Origin of the sequence: Paucilactobacillus nenjiangensis, from assembly GCF_005405445.1 — a bacterium.
GTDB lineage: Bacteria > Bacillota > Bacilli > Lactobacillales > Lactobacillaceae > Paucilactobacillus > Paucilactobacillus nenjiangensis.
The window spans coordinates 20,505-41,658 of record NZ_BJEB01000012.1 but is presented as its reverse complement, the minus strand read 5'-3'; the positions used below and the strand labels follow the sequence as shown (position 1 = coordinate 41,658).

The 21,154-nt window shown below is 38.0% G+C and carries 16 protein-coding genes; 1 reads left to right on the top strand and 15 read right to left on the bottom strand.

Annotated elements, in window-relative coordinates; all coding sequences use genetic code 11:
* Positions 1-203: 203 nt before the first annotated feature.
* The 14 genes from yajC to yfmF form a co-directional block, all read right to left on the bottom strand.
* On the bottom strand, positions 204-617 hold the full coding sequence (yajC, locus tag FFM59_RS03085; protein WP_137601597.1) for a preprotein translocase subunit YajC: 414 nt from the start codon (positions 615-617) through the stop codon (positions 204-206).
* 71 nt (positions 618-688) lie between these two features.
* Positions 689-1,831: a tRNA guanosine(34) transglycosylase Tgt gene (tgt, locus tag FFM59_RS03080; protein WP_137601596.1), complete on the bottom strand. Its 1,143-nt coding sequence runs from the start codon at positions 1,829-1,831 to the stop codon at positions 689-691.
* Between the two features lie 93 nt (positions 1,832-1,924).
* Entirely contained in the window at positions 1,925-2,962 is a 1,038-nt protein-coding gene (queA, locus tag FFM59_RS03075; RefSeq protein WP_137601595.1) for a tRNA preQ1(34) S-adenosylmethionine ribosyltransferase-isomerase QueA, read from the bottom strand.
* A 5-nt stretch (positions 2,963-2,967) separates the two neighbouring features.
* On the bottom strand, positions 2,968-3,984 hold the full coding sequence (gene ruvB, locus FFM59_RS03070) for a Holliday junction branch migration DNA helicase RuvB (protein WP_137601594.1): 1,017 nt from the start codon (positions 3,982-3,984) through the stop codon (positions 2,968-2,970).
* A gap of 19 nt (positions 3,985-4,003) precedes the next feature.
* On the bottom strand, positions 4,004-4,597 hold the full coding sequence (ruvA, locus tag FFM59_RS03065) for a Holliday junction branch migration protein RuvA (RefSeq protein WP_137601593.1): 594 nt from the start codon (positions 4,595-4,597) through the stop codon (positions 4,004-4,006).
* A 108-nt stretch (positions 4,598-4,705) separates the two neighbouring features.
* Positions 4,706-6,652 carry a DNA mismatch repair endonuclease MutL gene (gene mutL / locus FFM59_RS03060; protein WP_137601592.1) on the bottom strand — a complete coding sequence of 649 codons (1,947 nt, stop codon included), beginning with the start codon at positions 6,650-6,652 and terminating at the stop codon, positions 4,706-4,708.
* Between the two features lie 33 nt (positions 6,653-6,685).
* Complete coding sequence (gene mutS, locus FFM59_RS03055) at positions 6,686-9,256, bottom strand: DNA mismatch repair protein MutS (protein WP_137601600.1); 2,571 nt, start codon at positions 9,254-9,256, stop codon at positions 6,686-6,688.
* Positions 9,257-9,403: 147 nt separating this feature from the next.
* Complete coding sequence (gene rny, locus FFM59_RS03050; RefSeq protein ID WP_137601591.1) at positions 9,404-10,963, bottom strand: ribonuclease Y; 1,560 nt, start codon at positions 10,961-10,963, stop codon at positions 9,404-9,406.
* A 418-nt stretch (positions 10,964-11,381) separates the two neighbouring features.
* Positions 11,382-12,428, bottom strand: coding sequence for a recombinase RecA (gene recA, locus FFM59_RS03045; RefSeq protein ID WP_137601590.1), 1,047 nt, complete (start codon positions 12,426-12,428; stop codon positions 11,382-11,384).
* 94 nt (positions 12,429-12,522) lie between these two features.
* Complete coding sequence (locus FFM59_RS03040; RefSeq protein WP_137601589.1) at positions 12,523-13,764, bottom strand: competence/damage-inducible protein A; 1,242 nt, start codon at positions 13,762-13,764, stop codon at positions 12,523-12,525.
* An 88-nt stretch (positions 13,765-13,852) separates the two neighbouring features.
* Entirely contained in the window at positions 13,853-14,437 is a 585-nt protein-coding gene (pgsA, locus tag FFM59_RS03035) for a CDP-diacylglycerol--glycerol-3-phosphate 3-phosphatidyltransferase (RefSeq protein WP_137601588.1), read from the bottom strand.
* Positions 14,438-14,463: 26 nt separating this feature from the next.
* Complete coding sequence (locus tag FFM59_RS03030) at positions 14,464-15,372, bottom strand: helix-turn-helix domain-containing protein (protein ID WP_137601587.1); 909 nt, start codon at positions 15,370-15,372, stop codon at positions 14,464-14,466.
* Between the two features lie 97 nt (positions 15,373-15,469).
* Entirely contained in the window at positions 15,470-16,768 is a 1,299-nt protein-coding gene (yfmH, locus tag FFM59_RS03025) for an EF-P 5-aminopentanol modification-associated protein YfmH (RefSeq protein ID WP_137601586.1), read from the bottom strand.
* Between the two features lies 1 nt (position 16,769).
* On the bottom strand, positions 16,770-18,023 hold the full coding sequence (yfmF, locus tag FFM59_RS03020; protein ID WP_137601585.1) for an EF-P 5-aminopentanol modification-associated protein YfmF: 1,254 nt from the start codon (positions 18,021-18,023) through the stop codon (positions 16,770-16,772).
* A 192-nt stretch (positions 18,024-18,215) separates the two neighbouring features.
* On the opposite strand from yfmF, the gene FFM59_RS03015 reads away from it, so the two are divergent.
* Positions 18,216-19,574 (top strand): aspartate kinase, encoded by a 1,359-nt coding sequence (locus FFM59_RS03015; RefSeq protein ID WP_137601584.1) that lies wholly within the window; start codon positions 18,216-18,218, stop codon positions 19,572-19,574.
* Between the two features lie 98 nt (positions 19,575-19,672).
* Here FFM59_RS03015 and cls read toward each other — a convergent pair whose 3' ends face one another.
* Entirely contained in the window at positions 19,673-21,118 is a 1,446-nt protein-coding gene (cls, locus tag FFM59_RS03010; RefSeq protein ID WP_137601583.1) for a cardiolipin synthase, read from the bottom strand.
* Between the last annotated feature and the right edge of the window lie 36 nt (positions 21,119-21,154).

The window sequence follows — 21,154 nt, the reverse complement described above, 5'->3', positions numbered from 1 at the left end:
GCTCCCTTTCGATTTTTTATGTTAGCTTCGACACCTTCATTCTAAATCTGATGGGGGCATTTTTGTATAACCCATTTGCTCTCCACCCGCATAGCAGGTGGCTTTTTGTTTCGCACACTTGACGTGCTCAACCAGGTCTAAAGACGCAAAAAAAGGGTGAAATCAACGATTTCAGCCCTTATATCAGGTGGTGATTTAGTAATTTATTTTGCTTCTTCAGAAGTAGCATCACTTGCTGATTCAGCAGGTGTTTCTTCAACTGCTTCAGCTGAACTTGCAGGTTCTTCACTAGAATCAGCAGGTTCTTCGGTTTCAGCTGTTTCACTAACAACTGGTGCAGCAGGTGCTGGAGCGTCAGCTGGAACGACACTAGCAACAGCAGCTAAATCAAATGTTAAATAAATTCCTTCAACATCTAAAACAACTGTCTTGTTAGTGTTATCAACTGAATCAATCACACCATGAAGACGACCAATGGTAATCACTTTATCGCCTTTTTTAAGGGCACTAACCATATTTTGATGTTGCGCACGTTGCTTTTGTTGTGGACGGATCATTAAGAAGTACATTACTGCTACCATCACAACGATTAAGATAATTCCTGAGTAACTTTGCATTAATTTGAACATCCTTTCAGTTTTACTATCTCTACTGTATCAAAAAAACTTATAAAACACGAGTCAATTTACTAAAAGTTACGTGCATTTTCTTCATTAAACCCATATTGTTCAAAAACCATTTCACGAAATTCTAGTACTTGATCGTTTTTGATTGCTTCACGCATATCTTCCATCAAATGAATTAAGAAATACAAATTATGATAACTCGTTAATCTGATTCCAAAAGTTTCATTGACATGAATCAAGTGTCGAATATAAGCTCTGGTGTAATTACGACAAACATAACAATCACAATTGTCATCTAATGGATTAAAATCACGGGCATATTGAGAGTTTTTAACAACTAGCCGTCCATGTGATGTCATACAAGTCCCATTTCTAGCGATTCGCGTGGGTAGCACACAATCAAACATGTCAATTCCACGAATAACGCCATCGATTAAGGAATCAGCTGTCCCAACACCCATTAAATAACGTGGTTTATTTTCAGGTAACAATGGAGTTGTGAACTCCAAAACGCGATTCATTTCTTCTTTGGATTCCCCAACTGATAACCCACCAACAGAGTATCCTGGAAAGTCCATCGAAACCAAGTCACGAGCACTTTGTTGACGAAGCGCTTTAAACCCAGCTCCTTGCACAATTCCGAATAATCCTTGCGTGGATGGATTTTGATGGGCTTTTAATCCTCTTTCAGCCCATCTTGATGTCCGTTCCACAGACTTTTTAATGTAGTCGTAGGTCTCAAAATATGGGGGACATTCATCAAAACTCATCATAATATCTGGACCTAAAGCATTTTCAACTTGAATTGCTTTTTCAGGCGACAAAAACATTGTCCGACCACTAGAAGGATCTTTAAATGTAACTCCTTCTTCTTTAATATCGCGATGCTTGGCAAGTGAAAACACTTGAAAGCCACCAGAATCGGTCAAAATTCCTTTGTCCCAATTCATAAATTTATGCAGGCCACCAGCCTGTTCGACCAAATCTTCACCTGGTTGCAACCACAAATGATACGTATTTGCCAAGATAATGCCGGCACCCATTTCATTCAGTTCTTCGGGGGCAATACTTTTAACAGTTGCTTGTGTCCCGACTGGCATAAACATTGGGGTTGGGAATGTGCCATGCGGAGTGATGATTTCACCAGTTCGAGCTCCAGTATGCTTATCTTGGTGAATCAATCGGTACTTAATTGCGGGTTCCATAAAATCTCCATTTCATCATTTAACTGTAAATTCCAGTTAATAGTATAACAAATAATTCATTTAATTTGGAACAATGTGTTTTAGGCTGTCGGTTTATTTGACAAACATTGCATCCCCAAAACTGAAGAAACGATATTTTTCCTTAATTGCATGTTCATAAGCATTTAAAATCTTATCACGACCAGTGAACGCAGCCACTAGCATCACTAAAGTTGATTTAGGTAAATGGAAGTTGGTGATGAAGGCATCTACGACAGTCCATTTATAACCGGGCATAATAAAAATATCAGTCCATCCAGAATCAGCTTGTAATTTGCCATTAAACTTTGTGCCAATGGTTTCAAGAGTACGGATTGAAGTTGTTCCAGTCGCGATAATGCGACCTCCATTGGCACGAACATCATTCAACGTCTTTGCAGACTCTGCATCCAATCGATAAAATTCACTATGCATCACGTGATCTTCAATTCTCTCTTCATCGACTGGACGAAAAGTACCAAGACCCACATGCAAAGTTAAATAAACAAGTTTAACACCCTTATCTTCAACCTTTTGCAATAATTCTTTTGTCCAATGAAGTCCTGCCGTTGGTGCTGCCGCTGAACCATTTTCTTTAGCATAAACGGTTTGATAACGATCTGGATCATCCAATTTTTCTTTAATATAAGGTGGTAATGGCATTTCACCTAATTTTTCCAGAACCTCTAAAAAGATTCCTTCATAGTGAAATTCAATCATCCGACCACCGTGATCAAGTTCTTCAGTAACTGTGGCAGTTAATTCACCGTTTCCAAAAGTTAAGACTGTCCCGATTTTAATTTTCTTACCTGGTTTAACTAATGTTTCCCAAGTGTCACCCTCAGTATTGTTTAACAACAAAACCTCCACATGAGCACCAGTATCAGCTTTAATTCCATAAATTCGTGCTGGTAAGACACGCGAATTATTCATAACAACGGCATCCCCAGGATTTAATTGATCAATTACATCATAAAAATGTTGATCTTGCATCTCACCGGTTTTGCTATCCAAAACAAGTAAGCGAGAAGTATCTCTTTTTTCAATTGGGGTTTGTGCAATTAATTCGTGTGGTAAATCATAATCAAAATCATCAACAGTTAAATCTGACATTAGTGCTATTCTCCTTTAATTTCGGGTATTCCTAAGTGTTTATACGCCAGGGAAGTAGCAATTCTTCCTCGCGGTGTTCGTTTAATAAAGCCAATCTGTAGTAAATATGGTTCATACATTTCTGAAATTGTATTGGGTTCTTCACCAATGTTGGCTGCTAGTGTACCTAGCCCTACTGGGCCGCCTTGATAAAACTCAATCATCGTACGTAACAGTTTCAAATCAATTTCATCTAAACCGCGATTATCAACTCGCAGTAAGTCCAATGCATATGAAACAATCTCTTGATCCACATCATCACGATTTTCGACCTGAGCGAAATCTCTCACTCGCTTCAACAATCGATTGGCAATTCGTGGAGTCCCTCGTGAGCGTAAAGCTAACTCGTGCGCCCCACTGGCGACCATCGTGATTTGAAAAATTTCGGATGATCTAAAAATAATTTGCTGCAACTCTTCAATCGTGTAGTAATCCATATGTTCCACAATTCCAAAACGATCGCGTAATGGCGCCGATAATGAACCCGCCTGTGTGGTAGCACCAATTAAAGTAAATGGAGGTAATGGAAAATGAATTGGGTGCGCTGTTGGGCCTTGCCCTACGACAATATCAACAAAAAAATCTTCCATGGCTGAATAAAGCATTTCTTCAACAATTTTTGGTAACCGATGAATTTCATCAATAAACAAGACATCCCCCGGCTCTAATTCATTCAATAATGCCACCAAGTCACCTGGCTTTTCGATTGCTGGCCCACTCGTTGTCCGGATATTTACTTTCATTTCATTGGCAATCACCATTGCCAACGTTGTTTTCCCAAGCCCTGGAGGCCCATAGAGGAGTACATGATCTAACGCTTCTTCACGTCCACTAGCAGCTTGAATATAGACATCTAATTCATGTTTAATTTTCGTCTGGCCGATATATGCATCTAACGTTTGAGGCCGTAATGACTTCTCAAGCGAGTTTTCTAGTTCATCCTCACTTTGTCCAGATAAAATATTTTCATTGTCATCATCCATCAAAACGACCTCCCTTCATCTATTTGGTTAATAATGTTAAGCCTTGTCGTAAATAATCATCCGTGGTAGTTTCTGGAATCTCACGTAATTTTTTTGCGACTTTTTCGACATCTTTAGTCCGATATCCCAGTGATTCAAGTGCCGATAATGCATCTGATAATGCCAAGATATCATTTGACACTTTGACAATTTCACTGCTGTTTTGACTTCCAGTATCTAGCTGTAAAATTTTATCCTTCAAATCTAAAACAAGTTGACCAGCTGTTTTTTTACCAACACCTGGAAACTTAGTCAGATATGCCGCGTCATCATTCGCAATCGCATTGATTAATCCACTGTGGTCTGCATTGGCTAAAATAGCGAGTGCACTCTTGGGACCAATTCCTGACACGTTAATTAGTTGCTCAAATAGCTGCTTTTCCGCTTGGTCAACAAACCCAAATAAGGTTAGCTCTGTTTCGCGGACTGCTTGATAAATATAAACCCTTACCACTGAATCTTCAGTGTATCGGTATGGGTTAGCAGTTAATACTCGATAGCCGACCCCTTGTACGTCAACAACAATATAGCTTGGCGTGACAATTGTGATTTTACCTTCTAGATATTCGTACAATTGGTATTCCTACTCTTCCCTAAATTTACTTTAATAATTCTATCATAAAGTTATGTATGGCACAGAAGAGATTTATCATCTAATCTGTTAAATTAGTCCACAATCAACTTAAAACTCATGGTCATTAAATTCACCAGCATAGGCACTGTGTGAGTCTTGAATTCGTTTAAACATTTTTTCAAGTTCTGGTTCACTAAATTGAATGACGACTGGTCGACCATGAGGACAATTAAAAGGATTCTCGCATTTAGGTAGCGCGACCAACAGCGCTTTAGCTTGATCATCATTCAGATAATGGTTGGCTTTAATCGCTCGTTTACAGCTCATCATAATGGCCGTCTTCTCACGAAATTGAGCCACGGTTAAATGACCATCTGTAATAATCCAATCAACCATTTCTCGAATTGTTGACTCTTCTTGTCCTTGCTTAAACCACGTAGGATGTTGGTGAACCACAAAACTGTTTTGTCCAAAGGGTTCCAATTCCAGCCCTAAACTTTTCAAAACTTCCATATGTTCCATAATCATCATTGCATCAGCAGTTGGATAATCTAAGACAATCGGTACCAACATTGTTTGCGCATCTTCACTAACTTTGCCGATTTCTTCACGATAATACTCATAATTAATGCGTTCTTGGGCGGCATGTTGATCGACTAAGTATAAGCCATCCGCTGCGGAGGCCAACAAAAAAGTCCCACGAAACTGACCAATAAACTGTAATTCAGGAAACCGTTCTTTACTTCGATCAGTTTTATCGTTTAAATCTAATTCAAGATTCTCTTGTTGATGCTCAACTTCAGGCTCCGGTTGTCCATCACCAAAAACAGAAACTCCGGTTTCAGCATGATATTTTTCATCAAAATTTTTAACCAACGGATCAGTTAATTCATCTGATTTAACAATCGTAATGGGCGCAACCGGTTCAACGATGGTTGGATCAGCAGTTTCTTGCGTTGTAATTTTGGGCGCAGTATAGCTACTAGAAGCATCATTGAGGCTGGATTTTAAATCATCAAAATCAACTTTTTCTTCCGTATTTAACTCACCTAAGGCATCCGGTATCAAATTTTCTTGAGCAATCGATTCTTGTAAGGCGGTAGCAATCAATTGCCCCAGTTGGTCTTCTTTGCTAATTCGAACTTCTCTCTTAGCTGGATGGACGTTTACATCAACTAAAATTGGATCCAGTTCGATGTTAATCACACTAATTGGATAACGACCCACCATTAACTTAGAACCGTACCCTTGAATAATTGATCTGGTGAGCTGGTAATTCCGAATATAACGACGATTAATCAGAATCGTGATGTATTGACGCGATGCTCGGGTGACGGCTGGTAAGGACGTATATCCCGTTACCCGGAAATCAGCATCTTCATTTTCAAAGTCTACCATTTGTCGAGCATTTGAAATCCCGTAAATTGCAGCAATCACTTGTTGTAAATTACCATTACCAGCCGTTCTTAAAATTTCATGCTGATTATGAGTAAACGTAATCGCCACATCCGGGTTGCCTAGAGCTAATCGATCGACAATATCAGTGATTTGAGCTAATTCGGTTTGGGGTGATTTTAAATATTTCAATCTGGCCGGTGTATTGAAAAATAAATCTTTCATGAAAATATCCGTACCTTGGCGAACTGCGGCCACCGAGTGCTTAATAATTTCACCACCGCGAATATTAATTTCCGTCCCGGAATCAGTTCCGTTTGAGGTAATCATTGTGACATCTGAAACCGACGCAATGCTTGGTAAGGCTTCGCCTCGAAAACCTAAGGAAGCTACTTTAAATAAATCCTGTCGCGAACTAATTTTACTGGTTGCATGCCTCTTAAATGCAGTCAAGACGTCGTCTGATTCGATACCATCGCCATCATCAATAATTCTGATACTATCAAAGCCTGAATTTTCAACAATAATGTCAATTTGTCGACTGTGGGCATCAACTGAATTTTCGACCAATTCTTTCACAATCGACGCTGGACGTTCAATCACTTCTCCAGCCGCAATTTGATCAGCGAGGACCTCTGTCAGTTCATGAATTTTTGCCATTAATTGGTCCCCTTTCCAGCTTAATATTTGAGCTTATAAAATTTCCTTTTGCCATTCATAAATTACATTCATAACATCCATAGGCGTCATGGACATCAGATTTAATTTTTTAATTTGTTCAATCACTTGTTCATACTTTGGATCAAGCTCCACTGTTTGGAATAATTCCATTTGACCTTTTGTTTCGTCAGGTTCTTTGGTTGCAGCTTTGGGTTCCTCAACAGTTTCATGAACCGCATCTGGAATGGTCACTTCTTCGCCCTCTAATTGAGACAAAATTGAAGTGGCGCGAGCCAACAGTGACTGAGGCATCCCGGCCAATTTAGCAACATGGATCCCATATGATTGATCTGCCGGTCCATCTTCCACCTTGTGTAAAAAGACCAATTCTCCGTTCTTTTCAACGGCGCCCACATGAACATTTTTTAAGTTTTCAAGAGACTTATCTAAAACTGTCAATTCATGATAATGTGTTGAAAATAAAGTCTTAGCGTGAACTTTTTCATGCAAATATTCAATAATTGATTGCGCCAATGCCATCCCATCAAAAGTCGCGGTTCCTCGACCCAGTTCATCAAATAAAATCAAGCTATTTGAGCTGGCATGACTGAGTGCATTATTGGCTTCCTGCATTTCAACCATGAAGGTACTTTGTCCAGAAACCAAATCATCGGCTGCCCCAATTCGTGTAAATATTTGATCAAAGATTGGAAGTGTGGCCGCTTTAGCTGGTACAAAGCAACCCATTTGTGCCATCACAACTGTCAAGGCTAATTGACGCATATACGTACTCTTACCAGACATATTTGGACCAGTAATCAACAAGATGTTCGTTTCACTGTCCATTGATACGTCGTTCGGCACATACGACTGATGCCCCATAAATTTTTCTACGACCGGATGGCGTCCGTCGGTGATTGACAGGTTATGTTCCGCACTAAATTCTGGGCGAACAAAATGATACGTTTCACTGACCACCGCAAAGCTTTGAATGACGTCTAATTCAGAAACTACTTTGGCGAGCTTTTGCAATCTAGCTATTGATGATTTCACGTTTTCACGAATTTGAGTAAATAGCTCATATTCCAGCGCTGTAGATTTGTCTTGAGCTTCTAAAATTAAAGTCTCGCGTTCTTTCAACTCTGGAGTTGCAAACCGTTCGGCATTTGTTAGTGTCTGTTTACGCTCGTAACGTCCCTCAGCAAGTTTATCAACATTTCCCTTTGATACTTCAATATAGTAGCCAAAAACACGGTTAAAACCGATTTTAAGGTTGCTGATACCAGTTGCTGCTCTTTCTTGGGCCTCCAAGTTAGCAATCCATTGTTTACCATTTTTCATTGCATCACGGTATTTATCAAGTTTTTCATTATAGCCATCTTTGATTACTCCACCATCCGTAATTGAGACTGGTGGTTCTTCCGCGATAGATTCCTTAATCAAGTCAGCAATATCAGTCAATGGATCCATTCCTTTGAGTAAAGTGTTGAAAGTTTCAGAATCAAGACTTTCTAGCACATAACTAATCTTTGGAATTTGTTCAAGTGAGGTTAACAATTGAATCAAATCACGACCATTAACGCTCCCATAAGCGACTCGACCGGCCAACCTTTCTAAATCATAAACTTTGGTTAACTCTTCTTGTAAATTACTGCGTTCAAAATAATGGTTGAGTAACTCTTGAACCTTATCTTGTCGGCTTTCAATGGCTGACTGATCTAATAATGGACGGTCAAGCCATTGTTTTAGCAATCGGCTCCCCATCGCTGTTCTAGTTTCATCCAACAACCAACTTAAAGTACCTTGTTTTTTACCACTTCGTATATTTGTGGTTAGTTCCAAATTGTACTTAGAATAATGATCCATTTTGAGAAAATAGGAAGTCTCGTATGAAACGGCACGTTGTAAGTGATCTAAGGCTCTTTTTTGTGTTGTGATTAAATACGAAATAAGTAATCCTACCACGTGTTCTTCAGTTGATTGATCCAGATCTTGAATTAGAAAATTTAATTCTGAGCTTTCTGAAATTGAATTTTGATGTGAGATTAAGATTGATTGCTGAGTAATTTTATTGATTAATTCATCATTAATTGAGTCGTCAACAACAACTTCTTTAGTTCTTAGATTAATCATCTCGTTTAAAACTGCATTTTGGTCTGACAAAAATGTTGTCTTTAATTCACCAGTTGATAAGTCGGTATAAGCTAGGCCAAAACTTTTATCCTCTGACATAATCGCCGTTAAATAATTGTTGTCATGTGTTTGGTCACCTTTGACATCCATTTGTGTTCCAGGAGTGACTAATCGGGTAACTTCACGTTTTACCATCCCTTTAGCTTCTTTGGGATCTTCAACTTGTTCACAAACCGCGACCTTATAGCCCTTATCAACTAAAATATCAATATAATTTTCTGCAGCATGGTGAGGTACTCCACACATTGGAATTGGATCAACCGCACTTTTATTTCGTGTCGTTAACGTTAGCTCAAGAATTTGAGAACCTTTAATTGCATCATCATTAAATAACTCGTAAAAATCTCCGAGTCGATAAAATAAAAATGCATCTTGATATTGATCTTTAATCGCCTGATATTGTTGCATCATCGGCGTTTCTTTAGTTTTTTGTGGCACGCAAATTCACCTCATCTGTCATTTGGAAATACTCCTATAATTTTACCACGATTTACGATTTAAAGTATAAATTTACCCAGGCGACAAAAAAGGATTGCCCAGAAAATTCTGGGACAATCCTTACTTTGCGTAATCAATTGCGCGAACTTCACGAATAACAGTCACTTTAATATGGCCTGGATATTCAAGTTCATCTTCAATCTCATTCTTAATATCATGAGACAAGGCTGTTGCTTCCAAATCTGAAACGTTTTTTGGCTCTACCATTACACGAACTTCACGTCCGGCTTGGATTGCATAACTATGATCCACGCCAGCATGCTTGTTAGCAATAGTTTCCAATTGTTTCAATCTTTGAATATAATTCTCGAGCGATTCGCTTCTTGCTCCTGGACGGGCTCCAGAAATTGCATCCGCGGTTTGCACAAGTACAGCAATAATGGATTCTGGTTCGACATCTCCATGATGAGAAGCGATGGTATTAATTACCACAGAATTTTCCTTGTACTTCGTTGTTAATTCAACACCTAATTCTACGTGTGAACCTTCAACTTCATGATCAACTGCTTTACCTATATCGTGTAGTAACCCTGCGCGCTTAGCTAAAGTAACGTCTTCACCAAGTTCGCCAGCCATAATGCCAGCAATCTTAGCAACTTCAATTGAATGATTTAATACGTTTTGACCATAACTAGTTCGATACTTCATGCGTCCAATAATCTTGATTAAATCTGGATGGATAGAATGCACTCCCAAGTCAAAGACTGTTTGTTCCCCAGCTTCACGAAGCTGTTGATCCATGTCTTTTTGAGCTTTTTCTACCGCCTCTTCAATTCGTGCCGGATGAATTCTTCCGTCTTGAATCAGTTTCTCAAGGGCCATCTTAGCAATTTCACGTCTAATCGGATCAAATCCGCTTAAAACGACAGCTTCAGGAGTATCATCAATGATTAAATCGATTCCCGTTAATGTTTCTAAGGTACGAATATTACGACCTTCACGACCAATAATTCGGCCTTTCATGTCATCATTTGGCAAAGTAACAACTGAAACGGTTGTTTCAGATACCATGTCTGCCGCACTTCGTTGAATAGCAGAAACAATTAACTCTTTTGCTTTTTTATCGGCAACTGCTGCTGCTTCCTGTTCACTATCACGAATCATAACTTCTCGTTCGTGAGTAAGGTGCGATTTCACATCATCTAAAATCAATGTTCTCGCATCATCTTTAGACATTTCAGCAACAATTTGTAAGTCGGCCTGTCGTTGTTCAATTAATTCAGTTACATGTTGTTGATCTCTTTGAATTTGTTCTTTGCGTGTTGCATTTTCTTGTTCTCGCTCACTTAGAACATTTTCGCGTTTTTCAATGGCGTTATCTTTGTGATCCAAGGTTGTTTCACGTTGAAGGAGTCGATCCTCTTGTTTTTGCAATTCAGATCTACGTTCTTTTAATTCTTCTTCAATGCTAGCCCGATACTGATGACTCTCCTCTTTAGCCTCGATAATAGCTTCTTTCTTGGCAGTCTCAGCGTCCTTTTTTGCACTCGAGATAATTCCTTCGGCACTATTACGTGCTTGATCTACTTTTTGTTCGTAAGTTGACTTACGGACGAAGTAGCCAATTGCACCACCGACAACTATAGCGATCGCGGCGAGAACTATGCTTAAAGCACTCATTGTTTCACCTCCGCATCACTTATTAATTTGTTGTTTGGTTAATAATCTTAAAATTTTTGAATGTGTTAAATGATTATTCACACACACTTAATTTTAATCTTGAGTGGATGGCATGTCAATAAATTGTATGAACAACAAACAAAGCTGATTTAATATTTTCATATGCTTTTTAACATTAATTTTTGCTTAAAGCCTAATTAAGTAACGTTTTGATTACTTAATCCGAACTCCGATAGTCATAATAAATTTTTTTATATTTATCGATAAAAGACAACAAAAGAGGAGCCGCAGAATAAAACTAACGTTTTGTTCAACAACTCCATCTTTTGATATAAACTATTTACGAATCAGTTCGATAAGTCAAAACACTACACGATATCCATGATTTGTTCGACTGATGTCACACAACTCCAATTAATTATTCTTGTTCTGCTGGTTGTTCGCTTACTTCTGGTTCAGCAGCTGTATCACTGATACCATCCATTCCATAAGCTGCACGAACCTTGGCATTCAACTCTGCCATTGCTGCAGGGTTATCAGCAAAATATTGTTTTGCATTCTCACGGCCCTGACCAATTCGGTCATCACCGTATGAATACCAGGCACCACTCTTGTTAACCAAGTCTTTTTCAACTGCCATATCGAGCAATTCACCAGTCTTAGAGATTCCTTGTCCGTACATGATATCAACTTCGGCACGGCGGAAAGGAGGTGCGACCTTATTTTTAACAACTTTAATCTTGGTACGGTTACCGATAACTTCAGTGCCATCCTTGATTTGTTCCCCACGTCTGATTTCAAGTCGGACAGTAGAATAGAACTTCAGTGCACGACCACCAGGCGTTGTTTCAGGGTTACCAAACATAACCCCAACTTTTTCACGAATTTGATTAATGAAAATTGCAATCGTTTTGGTTTGATTAATAGATCCTGATAACTTACGTAGTGCTTGTGACATCAATCGTGCTTGAAGTCCGACATGGGCATCACCCATTTCTCCTTCAATTTCTGCACGAGGTACAAGTGCAGCAACGGAATCAACGACAACAATATCGATGGCTCCACTAGAAATTAAAGCATCAGCAATTTCCAAGCCTTCTTCACCAGTATCTGGTTGAGAAAGTAATAAATCGTCAATATTAACACCTAAAGCTTCAGCATATTTTGGATCCATGGCATTTTCAGCATCGATATAGGCAGCTGTTCCACCTTTTGCCTGAACTTCTGCAACTGCATGAAGCGCAACGGTTGTTTTACCAGAACTTTCAGGGCCATACATTTCAATAATCCGTCCCTTAGGGTATCCACCTACTCCAAGAGCTTCATCAAGTGCAAGTGATCCACTGGAAACGGTAGCGACATTCATGTCACTTTTTTCACCCATTCGCATAATAGATCCCTTACCGAAATTCTTTTCAATTCTTTTAAGAGCAGCATCTAAAGCTGCTTGACGTTGATCTGCCAACTTTTCGTTCCTCCTCAGATTGGGGTAAATCTCTCTTAACTATCATATCAGTTAGAAATAAAAATGCAAGAAAAATCGAACAAAGGTTCGTATTTTATTTTAATTGCAACCAAATCATTTGCAACGCAGACATAACACTTTTTTCTCTAATTGAGTTACGCGATTCTGTTGTAGCAAATTGAATTTTTTTTGTAATTGTCTCTCCAAAGCCTGCTAAACCTAACCAAACTGTCCCTGCCGGGTTACCTTCTAAACTATCTGGCCCAGCTACGCCCGTGAAGGAAACTCCAATATTTGAATGCATAATTTTACTGGAATTATCTGCCATATATATGGCAGTTTCTGCGCTAACCACGCCATTTTGATTAATAATTTCTGCCGGAATACCAAGTAGCTGTTCCTTAACTTGATTCGAATAAGTCACAAACCCACCTGTGAAAATTTGAGATGCACCAGGCACTGAAGCAATTGTGCTTTGAAACATTCCTGCTGTTAAACTCTCAGCGGCGGTAATTGTCTTGTGCTTTGATTTAAGCAACTGAACTACAATTGCAGCTAAACTTTCTTGAACGTTATCTGAAAAGTAATAACTCGGAAAACGCTGTGCAATGGTCTGTTGTACCTGATCAATTATTTGCTGAGCATCATCTTGTCCATCATCAAAAATAGTTAGCCGTAACCATATCTCATTACCTTTTCCATAAGATGCAATCGAAACTCGACTTGACTCACTTACTAAATCATCCAATTCAGACATTAATTGTGATTCAGAAATACCGTAAAATTTCATTACGGTCGAAATCAATTGATGTTTAAGGTGATAGCTATCAATCAAAATTGGTACGAGTTCATCCATCATTGGTTCCATCTCAGATGGCGGACCTGGTAATAACACCACATCAGTTCCGGCCTCATTTTGATAAAAGTCTCCAAGAGCCAAACCGTGATGATTTAACAGTTTCTGTCCACCGGCCAAGTACTGGGCTTGCCTAATATTGGTTTCGACAAATTGACGATTCTGCTCCACAAATTTTTGCTTAATTCGGTCTAATTGCTGATCATCAAGAATTAAATTTGTTTTGAGGAATTCAGCAACGGCAGGTTTCGTCATATCATCCAATGTGGGACCCAATCCACCACTCATAATAATCAAATCGTTGCGTTGACTCGCAATCTTCAAAGCTTCTTGAATATGAGCAGGATTATCGCCAATCGTTGTTTGATACCTAACCTCAATTCCGATATCAGCCAATTTTGCAGCAATGTATTTTGCGTTGGAGTTCACAATTCGTCCAAGTAACAACTCTGTCCCAATTGAAATTATCTCAGCTTGCATATTTTCCTCCTTACACTAGTTAAATACGAAAAAAATTGATTTTTTTGACAAAAAAACTGAGAAATATTTAATTTCTCAGTTGGTTTGTTTATTTTAAGCCATCTGAAAAAACAGAACGACCTTTGACAAAATAATCGATGCCAGAATATACCGTGAAGAATAAGCATACATAAAGCATAATTTCACCAAATGGAATATTGGCAAGAGCGAAAAACATATTGTCTAACAGTAAGAACAAAATTGCAATAAATTGACTAACTGTTTTTATTTTTCCAGGCATTTTAGCAGCTAACACTTCACCGTTGGTTTCAATAATCAATAAGCGAAGACCAGTAACGGCTAATTCACGCCAAATAATGACGACAGTAACCCAAGCTGGAACAACATTCATTGAAGTCAACATGATAAATGCAGTCATAACCAACAGTTTGTCAGCCAACGGATCTGTGAACTTACCGAAGTTTGTAATCAAGTGATACTTTCTGGCAATAATTCCATCCAAGTTATCAGTAATAACTGCTGCTAAGAAAATAATGGCAGCAACTAATTGAGTGACCGGAACCGTAGCCCCTGCAAACGAGATAGTTCCCCAATCGAGTGGTAAAACTAACAGTAACAAGAAAAAAGGAATTGCAATTAAACGTAATACAGTTAACTTATTTGGTAAATTCAAACCAAACCCTCCAGTAATAAAAACTTTTAATTAGATGAACTTGATGAGGTGCCATTCAATTGGATTGTCACAGTTCTAACATTAGGATATGTTCCAGAATCTGTGATATCTAGTGTTTTCCCATTCAATTTAACCTTGGTACCTGCACCATTACCCACTGATAGTGTAATTGAAGTAGCAGAACTATCAACTTTAACACTCTTTGAGCCGCCGCTTTCAAGAGTCCCACTATAAAGCGTTGAACCACCTGAAGTTACTTGTAACCATGATGATTCCGTCGCTGACAAGCCTAAAGTATAATCACTTGAAACTTTACCAGTCACATTAAATGTTGCTGCACTGCTAGTACGTGATGCGGCAGTGACTTTTAAAGCACTTGAACTAGAATCTTTTTTCGATTCTGATTTGCTTGAAGAACTGGCCTTCTTACTGCTTGAAGAAGTTTTCTTCGTAGAGCTACTTGATACAGACACAGAACTGCTATCAGCATTAGTGCTCTTATTATTTGAACGACTATGGATTGCAGTCAACCAAATCGCACCCAAAATGGCAATGACAATCACGACGACAATCACCGTTGGAATGTATTGACGCAAGTTATCCAGTCCACTAGAAGTTTTAGTTTTACTTGATCGAGTTGCCGGTTCATTTTCAGTAATTTTTTCTTCATATTCAACAGAATGAACATCAGGAAGTTGTTCATTAAATTCTTGCAATAATGCTTCACCATCTAATCCGACAGTTTCAGCATATTGTTTAATAAATGCCCGGACATAAAAATCACCTGGCAATTCATCAAAATTTTCGTCTTCAATGGCAATTAAAAATCTCTTTTGAATCTTCGTGGTTTGTTGTAAATCATCAAGTGTGAGTCCCTTGGCAACACGGGCATCACGTAATTTACGGCCGATTTGACCAACTTCATTGTTATCCATTTATCTCGATATCTCCAATACTGTATTATTCACCATTACGAACGAAAGTATATCACATTTGAGAGTGCAAATGATTGAAAAAACATTGAAATTTTCTTTAGTTATTCCGAGGAATAATATGGAATACTGATATACCAGCAGGTTGAATAAATTCCGGAATAACACTCAACACATCGTCAAACGTGACAGATTCTAAAATTTCAACTTCATCTAGTAAATTCGTATTGCCGAATAATTTGCCGGCATATCTATTGGAAATGGCTTCAGGAGAGTCCATCATCCCTATCATTCGTCCCAAGATTGAACGTTTTAAGTTTTCAAAGCGATCTTGGCCTTGCACTAAATAATCATTTGCATGTTCTAAAATATCCACAATTTCGTCAGAAAAGCGCTCTGTATCATCTGTATCAGCACTAAAATAAGCAAAATGGAAGCCACGTTGCATTTCAAAATTATAACTGAATGAATCATCAATCGTACCATTGTCATACAATTCTAAATACTTATCTGATGTGTCATCAAACAAAGTATCTAGTAGCAATTCAACTGCAATTCGATATTTTAGTCCTTCTCGGCCTGGTTCTATTTCTTTTAGCCCTCTAATGCCCACCATGACTTTTGGTCGTGAAACGTCCATTTCAAGTGTTCTAAACGGTATTACATCTGAACCATCAGGCGCGTTCAATTCAAAAGAGACTTCAACATCGGTTGGTTCGTCAAACTGTTTAGCTTGTTGGTTAGCCTCAACCCACTGGATTGTCGCTTCAGGTTCAACGTTACCAACAATGAACAAATTCATATTATTAGGCTGATAGAAGGTGTTGTAAGTGGTATATAAATCATCAGCACTGATTTTTGCGATTGTTTCTTTGGTTCCGGCAATGTCAATGTGCATTGGATCTTGTGGATATATATTTCCCAAAATGCCGAAATATAAGCGCCAATTTGGATCATCATCGTACATACTAATTTCTTGACCAATAATACCTTTTTCTTTTTCAACTGTTTTAGCAGAAAAATATGGGTCTTGAACAAAATCCAATAATACATCTAGATTTTCATGAATATGATCACTGCCAGAAAACAAATAGCTTGTTTGAGTAAAGCTAGTAAATGCATTTGAATCTGCGCCTAATTTGCCAAATAAATCAAAGGCATCGTGATCCTCTTTTTCAAACATTTTATGTTCCAAAAAATGTGCAATTCCATCTGGAATTGTAATCATGTCAGTTTGTCCCTTAGGAACAAAGGTGCGGTCAATTGAACCAAAATCGACGGTCAAAATCGCGTAAGCTTTATGAAAATCCTTTTTGGGTAAAACTTGAACTAACAATCCATTGTCCATTTTTTGAGAATAAATAGTTTCATTAAATCTTGAATACTGATGTTTTTCCATGTTATATACTTTCTCCATTTAAGAAATACACTGCTTGTAATTTGAGAAGTTTTGCGACTTCCACTACAGCATCTGCATCTACCGCGTTGATTGCACCAACAACTTCATCGATTGTTTTTTCATTATCAAACATATCATTCATCAAAGCTCGTTCCGCACCGTTACTTGAGGAATCTAAGCCTGAAAGGAAATGATGCACGAGACCATCTTTAACTTCTTGTAACAACTCGTCAGAAAAATCACCTAATTCAACCGCTGCCACTTGCTGCTTAATCAATTTGATGGCTTTGCCCTTGTTCTGTGATTCAATCCCAGTTTGAATGGTTAAGACCCCATTAAAAGCATTGAAATTGCTATTTGCATAATAGGCCAAACTTTCCTTTTCACGGACGTTGACAAATAGTTTCGATAACGGTGTTCCACCTAAAATCCCGTTCATTACAATTGCTGCGTAATATTTTGTGTCTTGAAAATAAACAGGCAGACGATACGCCAAATTTAATTTTGACTGTTTTAACTCTTGTTTTTCTTCTTTTTCGAATACTTCATGCAAGGCTTGTCGATATAAAACTGTCGTATCTTTGATTTCACGAGGACTAAATTTTAGTTGACTGAAGTCAGCCAGCGCTTGTTGTTCATCAACATCGCCTAATAAAACAATATTAATTTTGTCGTGAGTAATCATTTCTTGATAGACATCAACCAGCTTTGCGGCAGTTAACCCTTCCAAGTCAGAAACACGACCAAAACTAGGTATTTGCATTGCACTATCATTATCAAAAAATAATTTTCTTAATTCCATTGAAGCATAATATTGTTTGTCGTCATTAAGTGAAGTAATTGAACTGGCCAAATTGGTTTTTTGTGTATTAAATGTGGCTTCATCAAATTTACCGTCATTAACTAACGGACGAAAAATCAACTCGCCAAGCGTTTCAATGACTTGATTTAATAAACCTGATTGTGAATACTGATCATTTAAAAAACTGGCCCTAATTTTAATGTTATGTAAGTTTCCGATTCGGCTAGCATTGGTGCCTAAATACATACCATACAATTCCGCTTCACGACGAGCTAAAGCAGTTTGGGTGGGATATTTTTGAGTACTGGTTTCCATGACATCAGCTAGTAAACTTCTAGCAGTAATATATTTTTCAGTTTGAGTTGTCGCGAAATTTACGATAATTTGATTTGTTTTAAATTGACTTGTTTTGATAATGCTTAAGTCAACACCTTCAGTTAAGTTAAAATGCAAATGTTTGCCTCCGTCATATTTATATCAATCTTTTTTCACACACGCTCAACAATACTACGTTATTATGACAAAAATTACAAATATATTTCCACCTACATTAAAATTAAATGAGATTATTTTTTGAGATTAATTGTAAGTAGATATATGGTTTGATATTATTATACCTAACGTATAGACGAGGAGAGTGTGATTGTGAAAGTAATCAAATTTGGTGGGAGTTCGCTAGCAGACAGCGACCAAATAAAAAAAGTAATTAAAATAGTTAGTTCTGATCCACAACGTAAGTGTGTAGTGGTTTCTGCCCCTGGTAAACGTAACCCTGCTGATACCAAAGTGACTGATTTACTGATTCGTTACGCCAATCAAGCAATTGAGCATAACGATTTCACTAATACCCAAGCAGCAATTATTAAAAGATACCAAGAAATTGCCGAGGGCTTTAATTTAACAACTGAAAATTTTACACCAATTAAACAAGCAGTCATTGATTTACCAAAAAAAGAATATCCAAATGATAAATATTTAATGGCAGCTTTCAAAGCTCATGGAGAAAAATTAAATGCACAATTAATTGCCAAAGTATTTACCACTTTAGGTATTCCTGCTCGTTATTTAGATCCTGCAGATGCTGGAATGGTCGTGACTAACGTCCCTGATGATGCACAAATCTTACCCGAAAGTTACAATCGGATTGCCAAATGGAAATTAACAACTGAAATTTTAGTTGTGCCTGGCTTTTTTGCATATAACACTGAAGGAGACATTTGTACTTTTTCACGCGGTGGTTCTGATATTACTGGCGCAGTAATGGCTCATGGTTTAGACGCCGATTTATATGAAAACTTTACCGATGTTGATGCCATTTTTTCAGCAAACCCAAATGTCGTCGAAAGTCCTCATGCAATTGCCCACATGACGTTCCGAGAAATGCGTGAATTGTCATATGCTGGTTTCTCTGTTTTTCACGATGAAGCTCTAATTCCCGCCATTCAAGGTAACATTTCCGTTAACGTGCGTAATACCAATAACCCTGATGCTCCAGGAACAATGATCTCATCTAAAATCGAACCTGATAAAAATTATCCGGTGCGCGGAATCTCTGCATCTAAAAATTTCTGTGGCCTGTATATTAGTAAATATCTATTAAATAAAGAAGTTGGATTCACAAGAAAAATTCTGAATGTGTTGTATAAAAATGGCGTCAGTTATGAACATATGCCTTCTGGTATTGATGACATCACGATTATTATGGATGAAAGTAACCTGACTCCAGAAATTGAACGTTCTATTATGACTGAATTACAAGAAGCAATTCATCCTGATGAAATGCATATTATTCACAATTATGCGATTGTGATGGTGGTTGGTGAAGGCATGCGTAATACAGTTGGTCTAATGGCTCGTGCCACTCAATCACTTGCCAACGCTGGCGTAACTCTACAAATGATTAATCAGGGTGCTTCTGAACTTTCAATTATGTTTGGTGTGTCCCAAGATGATGCTGACAAAGCCGTGCAAGCATTACACAAAGAGTTCTTCAAACTAGGCTAATAATTTTAAAAATAGGAGTCTGTGACAAAACTAACGTTTTGTATCACAGGCTCCTATTTGTATTAATTTTTTTAATCAGTACCACTATTAATTATTACTTATAAAATTGGTGCTAACAGTCGCGATAAGCTCTGCCGAATTTTCTTCCATCGAGATTGGTTTTCAAAATATTCCAACGTTAAAAATTTTGAATTATCCTGATCATGAAGAAAAATCAATTCCGTTGCACTAGCGAATTCACGGTCATAAAGAAATGCATTTGCTTCAAAGCTTAATTTAAAAGATCTAAAATCAAAATTAGCCGATCCAATGGAAACAATCTTGCCATCAATCACTACCATTTTTGAATGCATAAATCCTTTTTGGTAAGTATAAATTTTACCCCCGGACAATAATAACTCCTTAGAATAATACTCGGTTGCTCGATAAACAAACGGATGGTCAGGTGCATTAGGAATTATTAAACGGACATCTACTCCCGCTGTAGCAGCTATTGACAACGCCTCAAGGACACTACTGTCCGGTACAAAATACGGTGATTCAATATAGACGGACTCTTTAGCAATTGAAATCATTTTAACGTAGCCTTGTTTAATTTTTTCACGATCATCATCAGGGCCACTTGAAACAATTTGCATACTTGTTTGCCCGACTGATTTTGTCGCCGGAAAATATTTTAAATCAAAATCTATTTTGTGTTTCGCTGTTGCATTCCAATCTAAGAAGAATCGACTTTGCATTGACAATACGGCATCCCCAACGACCCTTAAATGCGTATCACGCCAAAAACCAAACTTCTCTTTACGATTCAAATACTGATCACCAACATTGAATCCGCCGATATATCCTGTTTCTCCGTCAATGATGACTAGTTTGCGGTGCATTCGAAAATTCAGACGGAAGGTGACGGGAAAAATATTAGACGTTAGAAATGGCTCTACTTCCCCGCCAAGTTCAACTAAATGTTTAAATAATTTGTGCTTTGATCCGTGTGAACCAAATGTATCGTAAATCACCCGAACCTGAACGCCATGCCGTTGCTTTTTCTCTAATATTTTAACAAATTCATTTCCAATGCGATCATCATACCAAGTAAAAAATTCAATATTGATATGGTGTTTTGCCTGACGAATGTCGTCAAAAATACTATCGAATAATTTATTACCATCCGCATAGATTCTAACTGCATTCTTTTTAGTTAAAATGGCGTTATCAGTTTCCAAGAATAAGCGCACTAATTCGCGTGCACTGCTGGTAATCTTATTTGCAGGTAAGAGTTCCTTCTCATCAATTTGAAGCTTCTGATTAGCCACAATTTGCTCAATTCCAAGTGGCTCTTGTGCCTGCAGATTGAACACCTTACGATGCGATAAACTACGTCCGGCAAATAAGTACAATAAAAGCCCGACTGCTGGTAATAGTAACAATACCAGTAGCCAAGCCCAAGTTGTCGAGATGTCACGCTTTGAACGAAAGACAATGATAAAAGCCACGAGCGTGTTTACAATTGCAACACTGTCAACTATTATCCAAAAATCCGTCATTTAGCGGCCTCCCTGTCATTAATTTTTAATAAATTA

Coding starts and splice junctions, on each gene's coding strand:
- tgt (WP_137601596.1), bottom strand. CDS start 1,831: ATGGAACCCGCAATTAAGTACCGATTGATTCACCAAGATAAGCATACT.
- cls (WP_137601583.1), bottom strand. CDS start 21,118: ATGACGGATTTTTGGATAATAGTTGACAGTGTTGCAATTGTAAACACG.
- yajC (WP_137601597.1), bottom strand. CDS start 617: ATGCAAAGTTACTCAGGAATTATCTTAATCGTTGTGATGGTAGCAGTA.
- queA (WP_137601595.1), bottom strand. CDS start 2,962: ATGTCAGATTTAACTGTTGATGATTTTGATTATGATTTACCACACGAA.
- ruvB (WP_137601594.1), bottom strand. CDS start 3,984: ATGGATGATGACAATGAAAATATTTTATCTGGACAAAGTGAGGATGAA.
- mutL (WP_137601592.1), bottom strand. CDS start 6,652: ATGGCAAAAATTCATGAACTGACAGAGGTCCTCGCTGATCAAATTGCG.
- rny (WP_137601591.1), bottom strand. CDS start 10,963: ATGAGTGCTTTAAGCATAGTTCTCGCCGCGATCGCTATAGTTGTCGGT.
- yfmH (WP_137601586.1), bottom strand. CDS start 16,768: ATGGAAAAACATCAGTATTCAAGATTTAATGAAACTATTTATTCTCAA.
- FFM59_RS03030 (WP_137601587.1), bottom strand. CDS start 15,372: ATGGATAACAATGAAGTTGGTCAAATCGGCCGTAAATTACGTGATGCC.
- mutS (WP_137601600.1), bottom strand. CDS start 9,256: ATGATGCAACAATATCAGGCGATTAAAGATCAATATCAAGATGCATTT.
- FFM59_RS03040 (WP_137601589.1), bottom strand. CDS start 13,764: ATGCAAGCTGAGATAATTTCAATTGGGACAGAGTTGTTACTTGGACGA.